Source organism: Eubacterium multiforme, from assembly GCF_030813415.1.
Lineage (GTDB): Bacteria > Bacillota > Clostridia > Clostridiales > Clostridiaceae > Clostridium > Clostridium multiforme.
In genome coordinates this window covers 84,389-107,708 of sequence record NZ_JAUSUF010000004.1, presented here as the reverse complement: position 1 = coordinate 107,708, position 23,320 = coordinate 84,389, and the positions used below count along the sequence as shown (strand labels likewise).

The following is a 23,320-nucleotide window of genomic DNA, read 5'->3' as shown; positions in this document are numbered from 1 at the left end:
ATCCTTCAATTTTTAATTAAATATTTATATTAAGTTGTACTTTTTTAAAGTTTATTAGTAAAATAATACTAATTATATATTTATTTTTAGGAGGATTTTATGAGATTAATTGCAACAGATTTAGATGGAACATTATTAAATTCAAAACGTGGTATAAGTAAAGAAAATATTTTAGCAATACTTGAAGCTCAAAAACAAGGAATAGAAGTAATTATTTCTACTGGAAGAACCTTCAATAGTGCTAGAAACATAATAAAGAATGCTGGTATAGACACTCCTTATATTATTTCAAGCAACGGTTCTCAAATTCATACAATTTGTGGAAATGAACTTAAATCTTATCCTATAACTATATCTGCACTTAATAAAATTTTACCATATTTACACTACAATAATTTTTACTATGCTATTTCAACTGATGAAAATATTCTAGAACCTATAGATGGAAGGGAAAGATTAATTGCAGATTTTTATAAATCTAAGGAAACTAATAGTTCTTTAAAGGAAGAAATCCTTGATAATGTTCTTGAAATATTCTATAACTCTCCTGATTCTGCAGAAATACAAAGAGTAAATTCAATAAATGAAATGATTAATAAACCTTGTTATAACATTGCTGTGGTATCACATGATAAAGAAAAACTTTTAAAAGGAAGACAAGCTCTTAAAGACATTAAAGATATATCCATTGTTTCCTCTCATGAAAACAATTTTGAAATAGTTAGCAACTATTCCTCAAAAGGAAATGCTGTTGAATATATTGCAAATTCTCTTAATATACCTTTAGATGAAGTTATGGCTATTGGAGATAATTTTAATGATCTTTCTATGTTTAAAAAAGTAAAATATAGTGTTGCTATGGGTAATGCAGATAATAAAATAAAAAAAGAATGCAGCTTTGTAACCTTAAAAAATGATGAAAATGGTGTTGCCTACGCTATAAAAGAACATATAAAAAACTTAGCATAAAAAACACCCAAAATGTTATTATTATCTGACATTTTGGGTGCACTTTATTTAATTTACTTTTTATTCTTCATCATAAAATTCTAAATAAGAATGTTTAACTCCATCCTTTTCCCAGCCTAATATAGAATCCATATTTACATTTTCAGCTGCCTTAAATATTGACTTATCTACTCCATAAAAGTTTTTCTTAAGATTTTCTATTAAATCTTTTATTTCGTACCTTTTGTTACCAACCTTCTTAGCTGCAACCATACAAGCACAATTAAGTGGCCATATTCCACTATATTTAATAAATCTCTTAATATAATCCTCTTCTATAAAGTACATAGGTCTTATAAGTTCAAGTCCTTCAAAATTTGTTGACTTAAGCTTTGGAAGCATTGTTTTAAAGTTACCTGAATAAAGAATATTTAAAAGAGTTGTTTCTATAACATCATTATAATGATGTCCTAATGCTAGTTTATTACATCCCATTGATTGGGCCTTTGCATATAAAGAACCTCTTCTCATTCTTGCACAAAGATAGCAAGGATACTCACTAGCTTTCTCATCAATAACTTTAAAAATTCCTGACTCATAAATATGTACTGGTATATTTAAATAGTTACAGTTATCTATTAAAAGTTCTTTTATTTGCTTATGATATCCTGGATCCATAGCAATAAATTCTAAATCAAACTTTATTTGTCCATGTCTTTGAAGCTCTTGAAATAATTTTGCCATAAGAAGGGAGTCTTTTCCTCCTGAAATTGCAACAGCAATCTTATCTCCTTCTTCAACTAAATTATATTTTTTAACAGCCTTAACAAATTTAGACCAAATATGTTTTCTATATCTTTTTACTATACTTCTCTCTATATCTTTTAAAGGTTTCTTATCCTCTTCTGGGATTATTCTTTCACAACCTTGTCCTGCTATACCGCTCATTTTATCACCTCATCTATCAAAATATTATATCATTTTTCTACTAAAAGTAAAATAAAAAAAGCCAAAGCTTAAAGCTCTGGCTTAAGTTTTAATAATCATACACATTACTATTTTTACAAATAGTAACTTTTAAAGTATCCCCTTCTACCATCTTCTTGTAGGAACATAAAAACTCATTTAATTCATTATCATTTAAATCTATGTCTCTTTCACTTATTAATACTACATTTTCTTTATCTAAAATAATTTTAACTTTATTGTTAGCATTTTCTATAAAATATTCATCCATAGGTTTTGATACAACCTTTTGATTATATTTTTCCTGAAATGATGCCTTTTTTCTTAGCATTTCATAGTTATTTTCAAGGTCTACTGAATCTAAATCAATGCCCATTCCTTTTAGACTATCTTCCATTCCAGATGGGTCAAATCCATACCTTTCCATAACTTTCTTTTGTATTTCAAAAAGTTTCTTTTGAGATATATTATTTTCTGCCATATAGCTTGAAATATTTGAGGAAAATTCTCCTAGGCTCATTTGGCCAGTCTGTGTTTTATAAAGTAAATCATACATATATTCTTCGAACTTATCTATATCTTTTTCATTAACTCTATTTTTTAATTCATTAAAATCAATCACTCTTTTATCACTCATAAATTTCAGCTCCTTTAATTAATTTTTTATCCTCTTATTAACATATTATATCATAATACTCATCACATTAAATCACTATAGATATAAAATACTCTATTTTCCTTTTAATTACTCCCATTTACTATTTTTATTTGACTTTTCTATTGACTTTTCTTTTATTTTTAATCATTTTTTTGCACGACTAATATACCTTTATATTATTGTCAAAAAAATAATGTAAAAGCCTAATATCAAAAATATGAATTAATGACATATGCTTTTACATTACCATTTTCTTTGATTATCGCTAATACTCATCATCCGTATTTACATACTAAAACAACTCTCCCGCATATAATCAAGTAATGCGACTAATTCTATTATTCCGCATCAAAAAGTGCTAAGTATTATGATCCGTCTGCATCATGTCATTAATTTTATACTAATTTTAATTTATTTTCAAATCCGATTACGTTAAAATTCCCCTATTCTAATTTTTTTATAATTTCTAATCTATACTCTCTTATTATCTAATATACATATTATTATAAATTTTAATATTATATATTTATGTTTTTTTATTTATTACATAAGCATTGATATATATAAGTTTCAAGCTACTTTTTTTCAGTCACTTTTTCAGTCACTTTTTCAATCACTCTTATTTTCACTTCCTGTTTCTTTCATTATTTTTATCTATTACTTTTTCTATATTTTTATTATTTATTATACTGTTGAATTTCTCCATATTACATTTCGAGAAATCTAAATTTTCAAATACTATACGAGTATCAAATTCTATATTATTTTTAATTGATCCATATATACATCTTAACAATTTACACATTGTAGCTACCCACATTTGTATTTTTTTATTTTCATTATCTCTTTTTTTAGATAAATAATAAGCATATAATTTTTTAACATCCTCATTATGAATGATTAAACTCCTTGTAATAAGATACATATTTTTTCTCATTCTTTTATTACCTTTTTTAGTTATACTGCTTTCACCCATTCTAGTAGATGATGAATATGATTTCATTGACAATCCAACATAACTTTGCAATTGTCTTGCAGTTTTAAATAATCTTACATCACCAATCTCTGATAAAAATGATGACAGATTAGTATTTGACATTCCTTTTATTTTTACTAAAGCTTCATAGTTTTTCCCATATAATATTATTGATAATTTTTCAATTTCTTCTTCAAGCTCTTTAATTTCTCTTTCTATATTTCTATAATTTTTTATATATGTTTTAATTTCACTTCTTAAAAATTCACTAGATTCTATAATATATTCTTTCCATTCTTCTACTTCTTCTTTATATAAGGTTATTTGCCTTCTATCAAGCTTTGGGTTTTCTTTTGCAAGATTATTTATTAGATTGGTTGTGCTTATTTTTAAAACATCTTTAGGTAATGGATATTTTTCTATTAATATAAGACCTGTTCTAGTTAATTTATTATCAAAAATATTACAATAAAATATATTATTAATATCTATCCAAACATGAATTTTATTTTTTATGCTGGTTTGTGATTTTAATAAATCATACCTTAATCTAGCCATATTTTTAAGAGAACTTGCTTCAATAGATTTATCAGCAATATCGATATAATATCCATCTCTTATACAAAGCGAAATTGCTTTACTATCTATCTTATCATTTTTTCCTGTTTGAGGAGCTATTAAATCTCTCATACTTTTCACAGAATTTCCTTGAACCATTACAACTCTTATTCCAATTCTAGTTAAAAATATTTTTAAATTAATCCAATAATGCCCTGTAGATTCGATACCAACTAATACATCATCATATCCATTTAGTTTCAAATCAAATACTAAAATATCTATTATCTCTTTTAATTTTTGGAAGCCACAATAATTGTTTTTTATATTTATATTTTTTCTTGCTGCCTTCCCATTTTCTTTTGTAAAAGCAGTCACATTATCTTTTTTACCAATATCAATACCAATATACAACTTATCCATAATATCCTCCTTAGTTAAATAATATTAATATGATTGTTTTAATTCTTATAAATTTCTTGTAATAAATCCATATTAATTTTCAATCAATATTAATTACTATCAAATAATAAATAGTTGTAATATCTATTATATAAGAAATATTAAATTGTATACTATCAACTTTTTCTAAACATATAAAAAAAGAACTAGCCATAAGCTAGTTCAAGGTCTAATTTCATCAAACTAAATAATATAAAATTATACAGTTTTATCCTTTTTACTTTTAGAACACATTAATGATATTGCAATTGAAGCTACTATTGGACTTAATATAACTAAAATTTCAATTATATTTTCCATAAAAATAACTTCCTTTCCTTTTAAAATTTATATTCTAAGTAAACTATTATTAATATAATTATACCATATAAAGAGCTTTTATAAATTATTTTTAATGTATTATTAAATATTTAGATATATTATCAAAAATCTAAGTAATTATTCTCATTAATTCTTTTTATATACCAATAAGGATAGAAATGTTATCACACTTCTTAAAAATCTTGTTTTTTTGAGGCACTAGCCTATCATATTTCCGTTAAAATAGTAAAGCCATTCCACAAATTTTTTTATCAGCTACTCCACTTCTCTACTTTTCTTTCCATAGCAGCTAAAAAATTTTGCTCCATTTTCCTTTACAATTCACTCCAATATGTAGTCTTCGGCTCAACAAAAAAACAACAACACGAAGTGCTTAATTAAAGTTTTATATCAATATTAAGGAGTGATTTCAATGCTAAAAGATTACAATTTATTTCTTTCCCCTTTAGATACTAAATTACAAAACAAATCTAAATTAAGAGTTGATTTAATTGGAAATATGAAAATATCAGAAATTAAAGAACTTAGTAAATTTAATATCTTATATATGGGTTGTGGTTTTGAAGATTTTATTAAAATTAAAGGTTCTTTGGTTAAAAGAAAAGTTAGGTACATACAAATTTTTGATAAGGCTGGTGAGTAAAATGTTTAACTTAGGAAATATAGTAATTACACTTGGAATTAAGGAAGCTATAAATGAAAATTTATTAACTAATGAAGATTTATATAAATTTTTAGGACTTCATATTCAAAATATTAGTGAATGTTCTGAAAATGATAAAAAATATAATTTAGAAGATATTAAAAATAAAGAAGGTCGTGTTCTTAATAAATATACTATTTGTAATAAAAAAATATTTATAGATACACATTTAGGACAAGTAAATCAAACAACTATTATGTTTGCTAATGAATATTAATAAAAGGTGTCCCCCGGGGACACCAAATAATAAATATATAATTTAAAATATGGAAGGAATGATTTTTTATGAAAAAAACAGAAATAATAAGTTTATTTAATATTAAAGGTGGAGTTGCTAAAACTACTTCCACAGCTAATTTAGGAGCTTGTTTAAGCCAATATAACAAAAAAGTATTACTAATAGACCTAGACCCTCAAAGCAATCTTACAAAGCTATTTAAAGCTTATAATATAGACGATTTAAGCGTTGCTAATGCTCTACTAGATAAAACAGTTGATATAAATAACATTATAAAATCAACTGACTTTGAAAATATAGATATTATACCTAGTAACATTAAACTAGCATTTGCCGAAAGAGAAATTCTTTTAGATGTGAGTAGAAGTCAACAAAATAGATTATCAAGGGCAATAAGGACTTTATCTAAAGATTATGATTACATACTTATAGACTGCCCTCCTGCTTTAAATATGATAACTATTAATGCTTTATGTGCTAGTACAGATATTCTAGTTCCTATTAAAATTGATAAGTTCGCACTAGACGGATTTGAATATCTAATGGATAGTATTGAACAAATAAAAGATGAATTTAATCCCGATTTAAATTTTAAAGGTTGCTTCATAACAATGGATACTGCAACAACTGTAAATAAAACAATAAAAAAAGAATTAAAATTAGATTTAAAAGATAAATTATTCAATACTACTATAAAGCAAAATGTTAAAGTTATTGAAAGTACCTTTGAAGAAAGTCCAGTTGTCTTTTCTTCTAAAAAAGCTAGGGCTAGTATTAACTATAAAGATTTAGTTAAAGAATTATTTTAATAAATTAAAAGGTGTCCCCCGGGGACACCAACACAAAATATTAATTAATGAAAATTATATAAAATAAATTTTAATAAAGGAAGGTAGTCATTATGAGTAAATTTAGTATAAGTGAAGGTATGTTAAATTCAATTTCAAAAAATGTACAAAAAGCTGGAGAACTTGAAGCTAAAGATAATTTCAAAATGCAATATATAGATATAAATAATATCAACAGGAGTAAAAAGAACTTCTATGAAATAATAAATATAGATGAATTAGCCGAGGATATAAAATTGAATGGATTAAATCATAATCTAGTAGTTAGAAAATTAGATAACGGACAATTTGAACTATTAAGCGGTGAGCGTAGATATACTGCCCTTACTAAATTAGTTAATGAAGGTAATGAAACTTTTGCTTTAGTTCCTTGTAAAGTTGTTAATGTTAATGATACTGATGCCGAAATAATTCTTATTCAATCAAATGCACAAACTAGGGAACTAAGCGATATCGAAAAGTTAAAGCAAATCGAAAGGCTTAAAGAATTATATAATGATAAAAAGAAAAATGGTGAGAAAATACCAGGTAAAATTAGAGATATTATAGCAAATGATTTAAAGCTATCTCCTACCCAAGTTGGAAGATATGAAAAGATAAATAATAAATTAATTCCAGAACTTAAAGAAGTTTTAGAAAATGGAAATCTTACAATTCATAATGCTAGTGAATTTTCTTCATTAAGTGAAACTAATCAAAAAGCTATTTTAGATATTATTAATTCAAAAGTTAATTTTTCTAAAGAAGAAGCTTCAAGTTTAAAAAATAGATTAAAAAGACTTGAAATTGAAAAAGAACTTGAAATTGAGAATAATAAAACTCTTATTAAAGAAAATAGAGATTTAAAAAAGAAAGTAACTTCTGATGAAAATAAAAATGATGATAATGAAATTAAAGAGTTAGAAGGTCAAATTAAAATTAAATTAGAAAAAGAATTAGAACAAAAATATTCTTCTCGAATAGAAGAAGTAAAAAAAGAAGTTATAAATAATCAAAAGGAAAAAGAAGAACTTAAAAATCAGTTATCAAAATTAAAGGCTTCTGCTCCTAAAGAAATTTCTAAAGAGTTTCAAGAAAATATAAAATTAATGCAAGATTTAAAAGCAGTAAAATCAAGTTTAATTTCTATAAGTAAGCAATATAGAAAGATGAAAAATAATGATGTTAATATATCTGATGAAACTTTAAATCTTCTTAAAGATACCTTAGATGTTTCTTACATATTAACTTCAATGAATATTTCTAAATAATGGTTCTAAGGGGTTTAACCTAAAGCCCCTTTCCAAAACAAATTTAAAAAAAGTTTGATAAACACCAAAAATGTAATAACTAAAAAATAGTTATACTATTTGTTTTTGAAGCAATAGCCTATCATATTTCAATTAAAATTGTAAAGCCATTCCACAATTTTTTTATCAGCTACTCTACTTCTCTACTTTTCTTTCCATAGCTGCTAAAAAATTTTGCTTCATTTTCCTTTACAATTCATTTTAATATGCAGTCTTTGGCTCAAGAAAAACAAACAACACGAAGTGATTAAATTAAAGTTTTATATCAGTATTAAAGTTTAAGGAGGAATTTATATGTTATATATTACACTATTTATATCATCTATAGGTTTTTATATTTCTAACTTTGGGAAAACAATCAGATTTATTTTTAGTTTACTTGTACTAAAAAGATTTTTTATTGAACCTTTGGTTATTTATATTTCTTATAATTCTTAACTTACCTATTATATTTAAACTTTCTTCTACTATTATTAAAAATTTTATTATAAAAAATATATAATATTTTTTATTTAGATTTTTAGTAGCTCATTTATAAATAAATTATATTTATAATACACTTGCTAAATTATTTATATTAATTACTATAACAATTATCAATTGGGAAAAATAAAAAAGCTGGTTCATATTTATTATAAAAATCAGCTTTTAATATCTTAACTCTATTTATTAATATCAAGTCTATTTATTTTTCAACTATTTTTTATCAATACCAACTTAAACCTATAAGAGTTTCTCCATTTACTGGTCTATAATATTCAGTAACATACAAAGCTTTCATTCCGCCCTCATTGTATGCTTGATTAACCGTATTTGCAGTTTTTTGTATTACTGAAAAATAATTTTTAGATATATATTCACATCAAGATGTTAATTATTTTTTGACTTAAATAATGGTTCCCATCTTAATCCTAATATTTTTAGTACTATTATGGTTAAAATTAAACCTAATATAAAACCATTAAAATTAGGCATAAGTAGATATGGAAAAATAATTATGCCTAATAAGCTTATAATAAAATTCCCTAAGTAAGATAGCTTCTTGTGTTTATCAAAGAATTTTTTTATTTTTTTCATAAATTTTTTATCATATACTTTTTTTATTTGAACAATACTTTGTGGTCCAATTATTATTTTTATATCTTTTGAAATATTATCTTCTAAACTTTTTTTAGCTTCTTTTAACCATGGATGTAATACCTTAATATCCCATTTAATAATAAAATTAATATAATATAGACAAGCATCTTCCAATGAATCACTTAACTTTTCTAGTAACATTTCAATATACGGAGGTTTTCCATTTCTATCCCATTCAATTTTATCAGCTAAAAATAATATCATATCTATTGTAGAGTAATCTTTTCTTAAAGTTGTATGACATTCTATAGCATTAAGTATTTCTTTATTTTCAATTTTAAACACTATCTCAGCTAATTTTTTAGAAATTTTTTGATGTATAATTAAAGGGAATTCTTTTTCTTCTTCTAATATTTTTATTTTAAAATCTTCTGCAACTTTTATTCTTTCTCTATTAGGATAAATCCCTCCTATATCATGTAGCATTCCACATATAAAACCAATTTCTTTATCAAGACCATATGTTTCGCATAATTCTTCTGCTTTTTTAGCTACTTTTATCGAATGCTTGTATAATTCCAAACATTCATTCTCATAAAAAAAGACTTTTACTCTTTTTATAAAATCATATTTATCTTTAAAATAACTTTCTTCAAACATAATTTCGCCTCTTTATTTTTTGAATTTTCCGACCATTTCTTTGACTATATTTTATCATATTTTTTTTATAATAAAATTTTATATTTTTATTAATTATTTTTTATATCTTATTAGTAAATATTACCCCATATTCACTATAAATTTTAATCAAAAGTTAATCCCTTTTATTAGCTATTTTATTTAACAAAGTCATTCTTTAACTTTGTTCATGAATATCCTCCCTATATAGAAAATTTTTAAAAACAAATTTTTCATATAGGAAAGATAATTATATTATCTCGCAATAAATTGCTATGTATATCAATCTTGCTTAGGTCTGGTCTTATCAAGCATATTACCATATAAGTCAATATGAAACTTCACCAGGACAGGCACTCCACTTCTAAACCTTTTTTAGAAGGTCGTCTAAGTATTAAAAGTCTCCTTCTAACGGATATATTATCATTGGTGAAACGATCAGTTTTTTATAGTGTTATTCCTTTAACCACTCACCTAAGCTCTAGGATTTTTCATCTTTAATTTTAATATTTAAAATTGTTATTGGGTACTATGTTTTATTTTTTCAATTATATTGTAATCAAATTATTTGCAAAATAAAACCTAAGTAGTTTGAACGACCAATCTAAATTAATATTACTCTTTCTTTAAAAAGTCATATACCTATAATTCATACTTGAAATTAACTATATATACTAAGTATATAGTTAACTATCCTCAATGAAGAAAAAAGCACTAATTTTATTTATTAGTGCTTTTTTCTTCATTTAATTTATATATTAATAACATTTTTATATACTCTCTAAAAATTCATTATCAATAATTCCATCACAAATTTTTCTAACTTCCCCTATTAATTTTATATTATAATTTTCGTCTAATTTTATATTTAAATTTCCCCCAATCATATTTACCTTTACTTCATTTTCCACTAAGCCTAATTTTTTTAATACACTTACAACCGCACATGATGAAGTACCTGATGCTAATGTAAATCCAGCACCTCTTTCCCATATTAATATTTCAACTTCTTTTCTTGATATAATCTTTACAAATTGAACATTTATTCTATTAGGAAATTTGCTATGATTTTCTATTAACTTCCCATATTTTTTAACTTTATCTATACTCAATTCATTTTCTATAATGACACAATGCGGATTTCCTATAGAAACACAATTGACTAAAAATTCTCTATCCTTAACTATAATTTTTTCCCCAAGTGAAATTTTCTCTTCAAAATCTGTTGGAATAAGCTTAGAATCAAACTCGGCTTTTCCCATATCAATACTAATTATTCTTGCTTTTTCATTTTCGCTTTTAATTACTTCCGCTTTAACAATTCCTCCATCTGTCTCAACTAAAAATTTATTATCTTTAACATATTTATAATCATATAAATATTTACAAAAAATCCTTAATCCATTACCACTTTTTTCAGCAATAGATCCATCTGGATTAAAAATTTTCAATCCAAATTTTAAATTTTTAGATTTAATTTTTAATAATACTCCATCACTGCCTATTCCCCAATTCGTGTTACAAACTTTTTTAATGAATTTCTCATTTACTTTAAAATTAATTTTTTCTTCATCAAATACTAAATAATCATTTCCTAATCCTTGCATTTTAACAAAATCATTCATTTTGATACACTCCTCTTAATATAAATATTTAATATAAATAATATAATAGATGCTACCAAAGCAATTACAAAAATCAAATTCCAAAAGTTTGATATTCCAAATGAATTGATATATTTAGCAGCTAAAAAAGTTCCTAAAATAACCCCAACATTCATACAGAAACTTCCTAATGAATTTATTCTTGCTTTAAATTTACTAGGACTGTTATTAGCTAAAAATACATTTAAATTTGTACTTATCAAAATTTCTCCTATACTCCATAATAATGTTGATATTAAGAAAAAAAACTTTTTTGATATTATTCCTATAAAACCAAAACCAAATGCATAAAACATTCCAGCTATAGCTATATTTGTTATTGAATTGAATTTATTTGTAATTTTATTTATAAAAATAGTAAATAAAATTACCGAAATGGCATTTATACTCATCAAAACCCCATAAAATTGAACACTACTATCTCCAAACTTATAATTTAAAGTTATTGGTAATGAAAATTTATACTGGCAATAAACAAAACTATATATTGTATATATAATTAATACAACTTTAATACTATATTTGTTTTTTAATATATTTAAAAGATTCTGTTCACTATCTTCCTTATTTGTCTTAACATACTTAAAGGTATCTTTATTAATATTTGCATTACCAATATTAAAAAACACTAAAACAACTGCTATTAATGATGTTAATGCATCTCCTAAAAATATTAAAGATAAATAATTATTAAATAAAAACCCCCCAACTATAGGTCCAATTGCTACTCCTAAATTTATTCCTATATATTGTAATGAAAAAGCTATTTTTCTTTCTTTTTCATTTGTAGATTCTATTATAATTCCATTAATAGAAGGTCTTGCAGCATTATTAAAAAAAGTTGAAATTATAATAAATAATATCTTTAAATATTTATTGTTAATTATTGGTATTACAAATAAGAATATTGATGAAATTGATTGAAAAATTATATAAATTTTTTTATGTCCTATAACATCTGAAAGTTTCCCCCCCAAAAAAAATGCTGGTAAAGATATTAATGATATTAATGTTATTAATATACCTACAACATTTATAGGTAAATTTAGTTTCTCTGTGAAAAACAAAGTTAAAAATGGCACTACAAAATCGCCAAAACGATTAATTAATTGAACAATAAATATAATATATATATCTTTTGATAGTTTCTTATAATCTTCTAAAATCAACATATAGTTCTCCTAATATTTTATTTATATTAAATTAATTAATAACAATATCAAGTTTACTTATAGCATTTAATACTAGGCATTCAGCATCTAATTCATCTTTTCCTAATGCTATTACATTTCCTATTCTATCACCGCTACACTCTAATTTATTTATCTTATCTCCAATTTTTTTTTCAATCTCTATATCGTAAATATTGTTACATTTTCTTATATTATCAATCCCACTAATACTTTTTAAAATTCCAGGTTTTCCTATAATAAATTTTATAGCTGCAACTAAATTTTTTTTTCTATTTATTTTAGGTTTTTCTCCTAATGCTATCGATATTGCAGAATTAAATAAATCTATACCAGTAGATAATTCAACTAATTCAGGTATCCTATCGCCTCCTGGTCTAGCAGCTACCTCAACTATTTTAAATCCACCATTAGTAAGTTTTATTTCAGTATGTGTTACTCCTTGATTAATTCCTAGTGCTTTTATTGCATCACAGGTTATATTTTTTATTGAATGTTCCAGCTTTTTAGAAAGTTTTATTGGTGTAGTATGTCCTATTTCAACAAAATTTTCATTTCCATTAATGTATTTCTTTGTTATTGCAATAACATTTGTTTCTCCATCATATGTTATTGACTCAACACTAAACTCTTGGCCATACATATATTCTTCAATCAGTATATAATTTTCTCTTTTTACACCAAAAGGAGGATAGGCATTTTTTAGCACATTAAAATTTTTGTATAATTCATTTTCATCATTATTTATAAATATATTTCTACTAGCACACATATTTACAGGTTTTATTATATTAGGAAAGCCATATGAAGATATAAATTCATTTATATCTTCATATGAATTTACTTTTTTAAATTTAGGAATAGAAATATTTCTTTTTAACAGTGCTTCTCTCATAAAAAATTTATTTCTCACATTAATAGCATTTAAATAATTAATTCTAGGTAAGTTCAATTTTTCTGCTATTTGAGCTACTAAAGGAACATTGTAATCTAAAAATGTTACAACTCCATCAATTTTATTTACTTCATTCAATTCAATACATTTTTTTATTACACTTTGAACATTATTTATATCTATATTTATTATCTTATCTAAGTATTTTTCATCAGATTTAGTAATTTTTTTATATTTATTTGAACCTATATATATAACATATAATCCTCTTTCTTTTGCTTTTTTTAATGCTAAAGACCCAGATGGATTTTTTTCTACAATTAACAATGTTTTCACTCTAAACTCAACTCCTATAAATTTATTTATTATGATAATCTTTTAATCCCAGCATTAAGTATAGCTAATACAGTTTCATCATATGACATACCACAATTTTTTTCACATGCTATCGGAAAATAACTTCTACCTTTTGTCATTCCAGGAACCATATTTATTTCTATAAAACTAGCATTATTATTTGAATCAAACTTTATATCTATTCTTGCAAAATCTCTTGCTTTTAATATATTAAAAGATTTTCTTGCTAATTTTACTACTTCTTTTTTTATATTAATATTAGAAATTCTTTCTTTATTTTCTATATCTGATACTTTTATTGATCTAGTTAAAAATTTATTTTTTTTATCATTTATACTACTTGATAATTCAATTGGCATTACCCTCAAGTCATCCCCATTACCTATTATTGCAACAGTAAACTCTCTTCCTGGTAAAAATTCTTCTACAAGTGATTGTTGATTAAATTTCATATATATGTCAGAAACTTTTGTTTTTAACTCATTAAAATTTTTAACTAACGATTTATTGTCGATTCCAAAGCTACATGCAGCATCAATAGGTTTTACAAAAAGCGGAAATTTCAATTCTTCAATTTCAGTTTTTTCTACTTCCGGATTAACAATTTTATATTTTGGTGTATTAATACTATTCATTATTAATTTATCTTTTGCCTTTATTTTATTAGAATCATAATATAAATTTTTCATATTAGTTCCAATAAAATTTATATTATTTTTTTCAAAATAATCACTCATCCAAATTTTTTTATTACCATCAATAATATATTTAAACCCAAATATTACCAATTCAGGTTTCCTATTAACTATTTTTTCTAAGTCATTTTTAGTTTTCACTATATTAAAAATTGTTTTTGAATATACTTTTTTTATTGCTTTATAAACATTAAAACAACTCTCTATAGAGCCAAATCCTGTTTCATTAAAGTTTGATACTTCTGTAGCAATAACCTCTATTTTCATTGAAATCATCTCTCTTATAAAGAATTTATTATTTATTTTTTAAAATGAATTTTTCTAATTTTTCTATACAACTATTTGTTCTATTTATTATTGTTTCTTGTGTATGAAATGCTATATGAGGTGTTATATTAACATTAATTAAATCATCAAATTTTTCATCATTTTTATTAACATCAAAATCTAAATATGATTTAACATCTTCCCTTTGTTTTAAAAACAAATATAAATCTTTATTATTAAAAACTTCTCTTATAGATATAGATATCAATATAGAATCCTTTTTTATTTTATTTAATAAATTTATATCTATCATATTTTTTGATGACTCATTTAAACTACAACAAATAACAATAACATCTGAATACTTAAATATATCATTTTTTGATGAATAATTTGCATAATTTGATTTAAATTTTTTTCTTGAATTAGCTAAAACATTGCATCCATATGCATTTAATATTTTAGCTAATTTCTTTCCTATAACTCCATATCCTAATATACCAACTGTTAACCCTTCAATTCCTTTTGATTGATATTTAAAAATATTTTTTCTTGAAAAAGTGTTAGAATAATATTCATTCCAAGGTCTTATTTCTTTTAATATATTATAAATAATATATTGAGTTACTGCATCACATGAATAAGTTTCTAAATTACATATATTTATATTATTTTTTCTTGATTTATTTATATCTATATTAACTATTCCTGTTTCAGCCATAATAACAATTTTAGAATTTTTTAAAAAGTCAATATATGGTGTAAGATTAAAATTGCAACAAAAAATATAATCAGCTGATTCTATAATACCAGTTACACCCTCAACTTTATTTCTACAATATACAATATCATCGACCAATTCTTTTAATTTTTTTTCTTGATTACTTGTAATAGTTAAATCTCCTAAAATTAATAACCTCATAACATCCTCCTAATAACTACAAAAAAATTATTTTCTTAAATTGATTCCCATACAATTGATTCCATTATCATAAGCTTCACGATTAAAATTTTTTAATAAAACATTAGTTAATGCAACTCCATCACATATACTAACTGTTATGTTATTATCTAAACATTTTATATATTGTTTTATATCATTATATATATTAAACATATATTCTTCATTAGGTTTATATCTTTTTATCCTCTTATTTTCATTAGGAACTTTCCATATATTCTCTGTTGAATTTTTATCCATATACAAATTATTAAAATGTTCCCTACATTCAGGTATTAAATTTAGAACTTTATTATAACTATCAAATGAAAGCTCTAGCATATCCAATCTAAAATGATTTATTCCAATCCTAGAATACATATCAATTTTTCTTTTTATATAATCAATATTTTCAAATGGAAAAATTGGTGAGAATGAAATTGTAGTATAAATATCATTGTCTAAACAAAATTTAACTAAGTTATATCTTTCTTCTAATGTAGCAGTATTAGGTTCAAGAATAGCTCTATATTTTTCATCAGGCATGGTATCATTAACAATTACTTGTCCAAATTTTTTAGTTTTAATCAATAAATCTTTTATTTGAGAGTTTGGTAATTTTCCTTTAGTTAATATAAAATATTTTAAATTATATTTTAAAAATATTTCTAATATACTACTAGTAATTCCTGTTGAAATCAATATATCCTGAAAACAATCTGATTCAAAAGATAAGAAAAAATAATAGTCTTTTACAACATCAATATTATCTTGTATATATTTTTCAAGCATATCAGCATAATCTTCATATACTATAATTTTTGAAAATTTATTTTCTTCTTCTTGTGTATATACACAACAATATTGACACTGAAACTCACAACCTATTGCTGGATTTACTTCTAATATTTTTTGATTACAAAATTTTGAATTACAATGTGGACGAATTTTTATATTATCATCCTCACATTTTTTGAAAATGATATTTTGTTTATTCATAATATATCCCTCTAATCTTAATTTAATATATTTTTTATAACGATTTCATGTTATATTTTTTCACAAAAACAGTCAAATAAATTAGCATTTAAATATTAATATTAATTTAATATTTAAATGCTAATTATTAATTCTATTAAAATATTTTATTTTACCTTAAAGTATTTTTCCTTTAAATATATAATTTTTTCTTATTTTAAAATAGTACTTAATATTATTTCACACTCTGTTAAAATTTTATCTATCTATCATTTTAAATTTATAAAGACTTTTTTATATTATATAATTAATATTTACAGTATTATCACTTTGATAACTTACATAAAATTTCGAGCTTTAAAGTCAACAAACTTAGGTATAATTCTTTTAATTAATTCTTTTTTTCTTCATTTAATAATACTTCTTTTAATTTATTTCTATACTCCTTTATATCTTCATATTTATTAGCTTTCTCTTTATATATTAATTCCTTTTCTTCAATAACTTCCTTAAAACATTTTTCTTTTTTAACTCTCTCAAATTCTCTTTTAGCATATAACATTTCTTCATATGCTCTTTTAGTTTTCATTGAATATTCTTCGTATATGCTAGGTTTAAAATCTGATACTAATTTTTCTAATTTACTCTTTTGTCTTTCTATATTATGAAGTTCATTTTTATATTTACTTTGTATTATAGTTCCATTTAGCATTTCTAAAAATATTTCAACTTCTTTCGCAAATTTATAAACTTCTTCTTTTAAAAACCTATCTCCAGTTTTTTCCATAAATTTCGCTTCCTATTTTTTGCAGCTATTCTAGGCTAAATCTTTTAGCCTAGTTAATTTAAAAAGGTGTCCCCGGGGAACACCTTTTATTTATTCGCTCTTACATTTCAAGTTCATAATCATTATTTTTTTCTTTGCTTTTTTCTTTATTCTTATTTGTTTTTAAAATTGCATTAGCTTCATTATGCAAACTTAATTCTTCTTTTATCTGTATATTAATTCTTTATAATTCCTTTGCATCAATTTTCATTCCTTTTATATTTGAACCTATAAATTCTACATTATCTATCTTGCTGCCTTCAAAATTTGCAAAAATATTTGAAAAAAATATATAAATAAATATTTATAAATATATTTAAAGCTCAATTATATATCACTTACTTTATCTTATATAATAGGCCTTTTACTATAACTTTTATCAAATAATCAAAAACAATAATATAAATAAAAAGTTCATTTTAAATTAGGTAAAAACTATCTATTTAGTAAATAAATATTAAATTTTTCAAAATAATTGTTAACGTTTTTATTGAACCATTTTAATTATGTCTTTCGTTAGCTATAATTAAATAAAAAAGCTATATTCAAGGAGGTTTTAAAATGAAGAAAAAACTTATTTCTTTAACTTTACTTTTCACCCTTGGACTATCATCACTAGGCTTTACACCAGTATATGCTTCAGAATTAAATAAAAACACTTCAAAAACATTGACGAATGAAATATTATCAAAAAAAACTGAACAATTATCTCAGGATACAATATCAAAAGCAAATCCGTATGTTAAATTGAAAAATAATCAATTCTATTTATCTAATGAAGCCAAACTTAACTTAACAGAAAACGAGTATAATACAGTAAAACAATATATAAATAATACTAATAATGAACTTAAAAATATAAATAAAATAAAAAATAATCCTAATATACTTGTATATAATTCTAAAAATTCTATAAAAGTATCTGTCTACGAAAATATAAATAAAAATCCAAATAATAAATTTATGATGCTTATTTCAACAAGTAAATATATTGACATTGAATATACATGGTGGGGTGCAAAAGTCTTCTTCTCTCACAAAGCAGTAGGAGATCTTAATGATGCATTTACTATTGGTGGCTTAACAGCAGGAACTGCTGGAAAATCAATTGGTAAATTTTTAGCCAAACATGGAGTATCTCTATCAACAAAATTTTTAGGACCAATATCTTTATATGGAACTGCAATTTTTTGGGCAATGAGTAAAGTTGATAAAGGACGTGGCGTATTCTTAAATTGCGTTTTATACATTCCAGCAACAATAACTCCAGCTTAAAGAAAAAAATACTTAGTCTAAAATTAGACTAAGTATTTTTTTATTATTTTATTAGAAATATATCTTAAAATAAATAAAAATACTATTAAAATATAATTAATAGTTCTATCATTAAAATTATTAAATATATACATAAAGATAAACAAGATATCAATAACTAAAATTGTTTGAACAGCAATTAAAATATTTAAATATTTATAATTTAAATTATTTTTTTCTTTTAAAATATCTATATTATCTTTGGTCAGAAATAAATACATACTTAAAGAATTAAATTTATGTTTAAAAAATAGTATCATTCCAAATAAAAAATAAATTATCAAAAAAATTATTATTATTAAAAGAAGTATATTAAAAAATAGTTTTGTATCTATCATTACATATTCACCTCACTTAATATTAAATTTATACTTATATTTTAATATAATTTTTAATTTAAAACTATTTCAAATTGAAATAATTAACAAATTTTTAAATATTATTTTATCTTTTAAATTATTTAATTAAATTTTAAATCTATCTATTTCTTTTTCTATCTTACTTATATAATTTTTTTCTAATAAAACTTTCTTATATAGTTAACATATCTTATTTTTGTAAATACTTAAAATATAATATAAGAAATTTTAAGAAAAAGAGAATATTATAATAGAATAAGAAAATAATTAGGGTAATATCTATAATTATAGGTAAATTTTTGTCCAAATGGCTTTTAAGTGTGTAATTTATTTTTAGTTTACTTATAAAAAAATACTTTTTTGTATTCTTATTATAGATTTTTTATTGAGTTTTGGGTTATTTATCAGCTACTATTTTATATTAATTTCCAATGCATTCAATTTATTTCATATTCATTAACTTACTTATTAGTTTTTATTTAAAATCATCATTAATACGAAGAAATTTATTCTATAAATAAAATATTTTTTCATACTATTTATATATAATTTGAAATAAAATATACTTAGAATAATTAGTATAATCCTCAAATAACAATATTAGTCTAATTACTATCTTATTTATAATATTTTTTAGCTCTCTTGAAAATAAATATAGCGAAACTAATACAATTTTCTATAATATTTCAAAGCAAATAATTTTTTGTAATTCACTCTATCTATCAAAAAAAGATTTAAAAATTTAATTATTATTCAATTTTTAAATCTTTTTTTGATATAACTATACTAGCTATTAAAATAAATATGCATAAAAATACTGATCCTACAATAATACTTCTTAAATATTCATTATTACTAGAATCAATACGTAAATTAGTTATATTTCCCAAAAGCATATAATTATCTATTTTAAATTTATATGTTTTAAAAAGATTATTTATAAAAGAGTATAACATATCTGAAAAAAACATTAAATATACTATTCCTATAGATAATGCTATATTAACCTTTTTAAAAATAACAGTTGTACATAAAACTCCAACACCAAAAACGAAGTTTAAAAAAAGTTGTGTTAACATAAATTTAAAATACAATTGAAAATCTCCTAATTTATTATAATCTAAAAAAAATAATCTTCCAATTATAACTGAAACCACTGTTGTTATAATTAATAAAATTACAAATCCTAAAATAATTATATATTTAGGTATTAACAATTTATATTTTTCTTTTACTAATCCATAAATATTTTTTATATACCCACTACTATACTCTTGTCCTTGAACTAATGTAACAAATATCAATATAAATAATGTTAAAAAATTTCCTGTTAATAGATCTGTACAACATTGTATAAATGTTGGATTATTTCTATTAAAGTTGACCTGAGTCATAATTGATTTCATAGTACTTGATTCATTTGACTTAAATGATATATATAGCGATATAATAGACATTATTATTACAAAAGTAGGTATTATCCAAGTTGCTTTATTTTTTTTAGTAATAAAAAAATCCATTTTAATAAGATTTTTCATTATGGTCACCTCCTATAATACGCAAATATACTTCTTCTAATGTTTCTTTTTTTAGTACCTTTAATCTATATTCATATTTCAAATTTGCGTCTAATACTTTTTCTATATTTTCATTTGTAGCTATTTTTATAGTATCATTATTAAACTCTATATTTTCTTTAAAAAATATTTTCTTTATAGTATCTTTTTCTTTTGATAAAATTTCATATTTTGTTATACATCTATTTTGTAATTTGCTTTTACTCTCACTTATCATTAATTTTCCATTATTTATAATTCCATAATCAGTTACTATTTTGGATAATTCCTCTAAAATATGACTAGATATTATTATGGTCATATGTTTTTCTTTATTTAATCTAATTAATAGATTTCTCACTTCAACAATACCTTGTGGATCTAGCCCATTTATAGGTTCATCTAAAACTAATATATCTGGATTACCAACTAATGCTAATGCAATACCAAGTCTCTGTTTCATTCCAAGCGAAAATTGTTTTATCTTTATATCTTTTGCATATTTTAATCCAATTAAGTTTAATAAATCTTCTATATAATGTGTATCATCAATACCATATGCTATACATTTAATTTTTATGTTATCAAAAGCTGTTAAATTAGGTAATAGCCCTGGATTTTCTATTAATGATCCAATCCTAAGATCATTATCTAATTTAACAATTCCACTACTTACTTTAATTAACCCACATATTATTTTTAATAATGTAGTTTTTCCAGCACCATTTTTCCCAATAAGTCCATATATGCTTTCCCTATCAATTTTTAATGTTATATTTTTTAATATATTTTTATTTTTATATATTTTAGTTACATTTTTAATTTCAATAATATTTTCCATAACGTTATGCATCTCCTTCATCATAAAAAAAATAAAACAACTCTTCAATTTTTTTATCTAATGCTAAACCTAGTAAAAGTGATAGTTTTATTGATGGATAAAATTTACATTGTTCTATATAAACAATCGTCTGTCGAGAAACCCCTACTAACTCAGCCAATTCTTTTTGAGTAATATTTCTTTCAACTCTAGCTAATTTTATTCTGTTTTTTATAATTAAGTTGTCCTTTTTCTTGCTCATTACGCCACCTATCCTTTTATACAATATCCTATAAAACATATTACAGTAGCTATTGTTGCAATAATAGCTGGAATTAAATAAAACATTATTTTTTTGCACTTACTAAACATATAAAAATTTTGAACAGCAATTGCTCCTGGAAAAATAACACATAAATCAAGTATATTTTCATGTCGTATAATTCTTACTATACCAATCAAACAACTTAATATAAATATAGCAATTACCATTACTATCCCTGATTTTTCTTTTTCTCTTACTTCATATTCATCTTTTTTATCTTTTGATTTATTTTTTTTTAATATTTCTTCTTTATTCATATCTCCACCTCTTTCTACAATATATTATACTACTTTTTTACTTTTTGTATAGTTTTTTTTACTTTTTGTATAGTTTTTTTTACTTTTTATTTTATTTTTTAATATTGATATCATTAAAATTGGTATTATAATATAAAAAATAATCCTATACATTATAGATAAATATAAATATTTATAACACAAATTTGGCAAAATAAATAATGATATATTCGATAAAGAATGTAAAAAAAATGTATATTTCAAATTATTTGTTTTTAAAATTACATGGCACCATACTATTGATAACATAAATGTATATATTGCTTCTATACAACCTTGTGATACTATATGTACAATTGAAAATAATATAGATGTAATTAATACTCCTTGTCTCTTACCAAATATAATGGCTTTAGACAATATATACTTTCTAAAAATAATCTCTTCAAAAAACGGTGCAATTAGTATTAATTGGATATAATATATCAAGTTAAAACCTTTTATATTTAAACCTTTATAATATCCTAACTTAAACAATATTATATTACCTATACTTAATATAATAATTCCTATACCAGTCTGAATAATAAAATATTTAATAAATTCTGAAAAACTTAATTTATGATACTTTAATCTAATTTTACAAATATTTTTTGTAAATAAATATAAAATCAGAAAACCTGGTCCATATAATATAGCATATGAAATCAAATCTTTATTTTTTAAATTTATAGATAACACATAATATTTAAATAACCAATATAGTCCAAACATTATACTAAACCCTAATAACAAATTAAATAAGTTTTTCTTCATGCAATTATTCATAATCTTTCACCTAATTTAATTTTTTTTAATAAATATGATAAAATAATATTAAAAATAGAGAATATACTTATGATAAGAAATCCTATTTCGTATACTAAACAGAGAGAAATCAAACCAAGTTTTGTTTTTAATATACCAAAAACACCTACGATACCTATTAGTATAATTCCCATAATCATAGAATATAAAAATGTCAATTTAGTTGTTTCATACAAAGGTTTCTTAGCAATAAGGCTCATTAAATTACAAATAATAATCATTAAAGTAATAGCTATAATATATCTTCCATTTAAATAAATTATTGAGGAAATTATTGAAGAAATTATTACTAAAAAAAACCTAATA

At 22.5% G+C, this 23,320-nt stretch carries 22 protein-coding genes; 6 read left to right on the top strand and 16 right to left on the bottom strand.

All coding sequences use genetic code 11. The annotated features are described in order from the left end of the window. Positions 1-99: 99 nt before the first annotated feature. Positions 100-969 (top strand): Cof-type HAD-IIB family hydrolase, encoded by an 870-nt coding sequence (locus tag J2S18_RS07875; protein WP_307485413.1) that lies wholly within the window; start codon positions 100-102, stop codon positions 967-969. A 60-nt stretch (positions 970-1,029) separates the two neighbouring features. On the opposite strand, the gene J2S18_RS07870 is transcribed toward J2S18_RS07875, so the two are convergent. The 3 genes from J2S18_RS07870 to J2S18_RS07860 form a co-directional block, all read right to left on the bottom strand. Then, complete coding sequence (locus tag J2S18_RS07870; RefSeq protein ID WP_307485410.1) at positions 1,030-1,896, bottom strand: tRNA 2-thiocytidine biosynthesis TtcA family protein; 867 nt, start codon at positions 1,894-1,896, stop codon at positions 1,030-1,032. 88 nt (positions 1,897-1,984) lie between these two features. After that, positions 1,985-2,551, bottom strand: a complete 567-nt coding sequence (locus tag J2S18_RS07865; RefSeq protein ID WP_307485408.1) for a DUF3867 domain-containing protein — start codon at positions 2,549-2,551, stop codon at positions 1,985-1,987. 646 nt (positions 2,552-3,197) lie between these two features. After that, positions 3,198-4,529 (bottom strand): IS110 family RNA-guided transposase, encoded by a 1,332-nt coding sequence (locus J2S18_RS07860; protein WP_307485406.1) that lies wholly within the window; start codon positions 4,527-4,529, stop codon positions 3,198-3,200. A 772-nt stretch (positions 4,530-5,301) separates the two neighbouring features. On the opposite strand from J2S18_RS07860, the gene J2S18_RS07855 reads away from it, so the two are divergent. The 4 genes from J2S18_RS07855 to J2S18_RS07840 all read left to right on the top strand — a co-directional run bounded on the left by J2S18_RS07855 (position 5,302) and on the right by J2S18_RS07840 (position 7,928). Next, complete coding sequence (locus tag J2S18_RS07855) at positions 5,302-5,532, top strand: hypothetical protein (protein ID WP_307485404.1); 231 nt, start codon at positions 5,302-5,304, stop codon at positions 5,530-5,532. A gap of 1 nt (position 5,533) precedes the next feature. Further along, positions 5,534-5,809, top strand: a complete 276-nt coding sequence (locus J2S18_RS07850) for a hypothetical protein (RefSeq protein WP_307485401.1) — start codon at positions 5,534-5,536, stop codon at positions 5,807-5,809. A 68-nt stretch (positions 5,810-5,877) separates the two neighbouring features. Next, a complete protein-coding gene (locus J2S18_RS07845) occupies positions 5,878-6,639 on the top strand; it encodes a ParA family protein (protein WP_307485399.1) in 762 nt (253 codons plus the stop codon). A gap of 92 nt (positions 6,640-6,731) precedes the next feature. Continuing rightward, a complete protein-coding gene (locus J2S18_RS07840; RefSeq protein ID WP_307485398.1) occupies positions 6,732-7,928 on the top strand; it encodes a ParB/RepB/Spo0J family partition protein in 1,197 nt (398 codons plus the stop codon). 909 nt (positions 7,929-8,837) lie between these two features. On the opposite strand, the gene yqeK is transcribed toward J2S18_RS07840, so the two are convergent. From yqeK to J2S18_RS07800, 8 genes are all read right to left on the bottom strand, one after another. Further along, complete coding sequence (yqeK, locus tag J2S18_RS07835; RefSeq protein ID WP_307485396.1) at positions 8,838-9,707, bottom strand: bis(5'-nucleosyl)-tetraphosphatase (symmetrical) YqeK; 870 nt, start codon at positions 9,705-9,707, stop codon at positions 8,838-8,840. Between the two features lie 788 nt (positions 9,708-10,495). Further along, the gene (gene dapF / locus J2S18_RS07830) at positions 10,496-11,350 is read right to left on the bottom strand and encodes a diaminopimelate epimerase (RefSeq protein ID WP_307485393.1); all 855 of its coding nucleotides are present in this window, start codon (positions 11,348-11,350) and stop codon (positions 10,496-10,498) included. Next, positions 11,347-12,561 carry an MFS transporter gene (locus J2S18_RS07825; RefSeq protein WP_307485391.1) on the bottom strand — a complete coding sequence of 405 codons (1,215 nt, stop codon included), beginning with the start codon at positions 12,559-12,561 and terminating at the stop codon, positions 11,347-11,349. Before J2S18_RS07825 ends, dapF begins: the two co-directional genes overlap by 4 nt. Before the next feature lie 31 nt (positions 12,562-12,592). Then, positions 12,593-13,810 (bottom strand): ATP-grasp domain-containing protein, encoded by a 1,218-nt coding sequence (locus J2S18_RS07820; RefSeq protein WP_307485388.1) that lies wholly within the window; start codon positions 13,808-13,810, stop codon positions 12,593-12,595. A 29-nt stretch (positions 13,811-13,839) separates the two neighbouring features. Next, positions 13,840-14,793, bottom strand: coding sequence for an ATP-grasp domain-containing protein (locus J2S18_RS07815; protein WP_307485386.1), 954 nt, complete (start codon positions 14,791-14,793; stop codon positions 13,840-13,842). Between the two features lie 28 nt (positions 14,794-14,821). Further along, positions 14,822-15,715, bottom strand: a complete 894-nt coding sequence (locus J2S18_RS07810) for an NAD(P)-dependent oxidoreductase (RefSeq protein WP_307485385.1) — start codon at positions 15,713-15,715, stop codon at positions 14,822-14,824. A gap of 27 nt (positions 15,716-15,742) precedes the next feature. Next, positions 15,743-16,732: a radical SAM protein gene (locus J2S18_RS07805; protein ID WP_307485383.1), complete on the bottom strand. Its 990-nt coding sequence runs from the start codon at positions 16,730-16,732 to the stop codon at positions 15,743-15,745. A 370-nt stretch (positions 16,733-17,102) separates the two neighbouring features. After that, positions 17,103-17,498, bottom strand: coding sequence for a hypothetical protein (locus J2S18_RS07800; RefSeq protein ID WP_307485380.1), 396 nt, complete (start codon positions 17,496-17,498; stop codon positions 17,103-17,105). A gap of 600 nt (positions 17,499-18,098) precedes the next feature. Between J2S18_RS07800 and J2S18_RS07795 the strand changes: the two genes are divergently transcribed. Next, on the top strand, positions 18,099-18,812 hold the full coding sequence (locus tag J2S18_RS07795; RefSeq protein WP_307485378.1) for a hypothetical protein: 714 nt from the start codon (positions 18,099-18,101) through the stop codon (positions 18,810-18,812). A 1,147-nt stretch (positions 18,813-19,959) separates the two neighbouring features. Here the strand turns inward: J2S18_RS07795 and J2S18_RS07790 are convergent. From J2S18_RS07790 to J2S18_RS16400, 5 genes are read right to left on the bottom strand one after another with little or no spacing between them, the layout of a single operon-like run. Next, complete coding sequence (locus J2S18_RS07790) at positions 19,960-20,748, bottom strand: ABC-2 transporter permease family protein (RefSeq protein WP_307485376.1); 789 nt, start codon at positions 20,746-20,748, stop codon at positions 19,960-19,962. Further along, positions 20,732-21,607 (bottom strand): ATP-binding cassette domain-containing protein, encoded by an 876-nt coding sequence (locus tag J2S18_RS07785; protein WP_307485373.1) that lies wholly within the window; start codon positions 21,605-21,607, stop codon positions 20,732-20,734. Before J2S18_RS07785 ends, J2S18_RS07790 begins: the two co-directional genes overlap by 17 nt. Before the next feature lie 4 nt (positions 21,608-21,611). After that, positions 21,612-21,848 carry a helix-turn-helix transcriptional regulator gene (locus J2S18_RS07780; protein ID WP_307485372.1) on the bottom strand — a complete coding sequence of 79 codons (237 nt, stop codon included), beginning with the start codon at positions 21,846-21,848 and terminating at the stop codon, positions 21,612-21,614. A gap of 8 nt (positions 21,849-21,856) precedes the next feature. Beyond that, a complete protein-coding gene (locus J2S18_RS07775; RefSeq protein WP_307485369.1) occupies positions 21,857-22,168 on the bottom strand; it encodes a DUF6442 family protein in 312 nt (103 codons plus the stop codon). 24 nt (positions 22,169-22,192) lie between these two features. Then, the gene (locus tag J2S18_RS16400; RefSeq protein ID WP_370873783.1) at positions 22,193-22,921 is read right to left on the bottom strand and encodes a CPBP family intramembrane glutamic endopeptidase; all 729 of its coding nucleotides are present in this window, start codon (positions 22,919-22,921) and stop codon (positions 22,193-22,195) included. Positions 22,922-23,320 lie beyond the last annotated feature (399 nt).

Excerpts from the sequence above, each read along its gene's own strand:
- J2S18_RS07875 (WP_307485413.1), top strand. The coding sequence starts at position 100 with ATGAGATTAATTGCAACAGATTTAGATGGAACATTATTAAATTCAAAA.
- J2S18_RS07870 (WP_307485410.1), bottom strand. The coding sequence starts at position 1,896 with ATGAGCGGTATAGCAGGACAAGGTTGTGAAAGAATAATCCCAGAAGAG.
- J2S18_RS07865 (WP_307485408.1), bottom strand. The coding sequence starts at position 2,551 with ATGAGTGATAAAAGAGTGATTGATTTTAATGAATTAAAAAATAGAGTT.
- J2S18_RS07860 (WP_307485406.1), bottom strand. The coding sequence starts at position 4,529 with ATGGATAAGTTGTATATTGGTATTGATATTGGTAAAAAAGATAATGTG.
- J2S18_RS07855 (WP_307485404.1), top strand. The coding sequence starts at position 5,302 with ATGCTAAAAGATTACAATTTATTTCTTTCCCCTTTAGATACTAAATTA.
- J2S18_RS07850 (WP_307485401.1), top strand. The coding sequence starts at position 5,534 with ATGTTTAACTTAGGAAATATAGTAATTACACTTGGAATTAAGGAAGCT.
- J2S18_RS07845 (WP_307485399.1), top strand. The coding sequence starts at position 5,878 with ATGAAAAAAACAGAAATAATAAGTTTATTTAATATTAAAGGTGGAGTT.
- J2S18_RS07840 (WP_307485398.1), top strand. The coding sequence starts at position 6,732 with ATGAGTAAATTTAGTATAAGTGAAGGTATGTTAAATTCAATTTCAAAA.
- yqeK (WP_307485396.1), bottom strand. The coding sequence starts at position 9,707 with ATGTTTGAAGAAAGTTATTTTAAAGATAAATATGATTTTATAAAAAGA.
- dapF (WP_307485393.1), bottom strand. The coding sequence starts at position 11,350 with ATGAATGATTTTGTTAAAATGCAAGGATTAGGAAATGATTATTTAGTA.
- J2S18_RS07825 (WP_307485391.1), bottom strand. The coding sequence starts at position 12,561 with ATGTTGATTTTAGAAGATTATAAGAAACTATCAAAAGATATATATATT.
- J2S18_RS07815 (WP_307485386.1), bottom strand. The coding sequence starts at position 14,793 with ATGAAAATAGAGGTTATTGCTACAGAAGTATCAAACTTTAATGAAACA.
- J2S18_RS07810 (WP_307485385.1), bottom strand. The coding sequence starts at position 15,715 with ATGAGGTTATTAATTTTAGGAGATTTAACTATTACAAGTAATCAAGAA.
- J2S18_RS07805 (WP_307485383.1), bottom strand. The coding sequence starts at position 16,732 with ATGAATAAACAAAATATCATTTTCAAAAAATGTGAGGATGATAATATA.
- J2S18_RS07800 (WP_307485380.1), bottom strand. The coding sequence starts at position 17,498 with ATGGAAAAAACTGGAGATAGGTTTTTAAAAGAAGAAGTTTATAAATTT.
- J2S18_RS07795 (WP_307485378.1), top strand. The coding sequence starts at position 18,099 with ATGAAGAAAAAACTTATTTCTTTAACTTTACTTTTCACCCTTGGACTA.
- J2S18_RS07790 (WP_307485376.1), bottom strand. The coding sequence starts at position 20,748 with ATGAAAAATCTTATTAAAATGGATTTTTTTATTACTAAAAAAAATAAA.
- J2S18_RS07785 (WP_307485373.1), bottom strand. The coding sequence starts at position 21,607 with ATGGAAAATATTATTGAAATTAAAAATGTAACTAAAATATATAAAAAT.
- J2S18_RS07780 (WP_307485372.1), bottom strand. The coding sequence starts at position 21,848 with ATGAGCAAGAAAAAGGACAACTTAATTATAAAAAACAGAATAAAATTA.
- J2S18_RS07775 (WP_307485369.1), bottom strand. The coding sequence starts at position 22,168 with ATGAATAAAGAAGAAATATTAAAAAAAAATAAATCAAAAGATAAAAAA.
- J2S18_RS16400 (WP_370873783.1), bottom strand. The coding sequence starts at position 22,921 with ATGTTTGGACTATATTGGTTATTTAAATATTATGTGTTATCTATAAAT.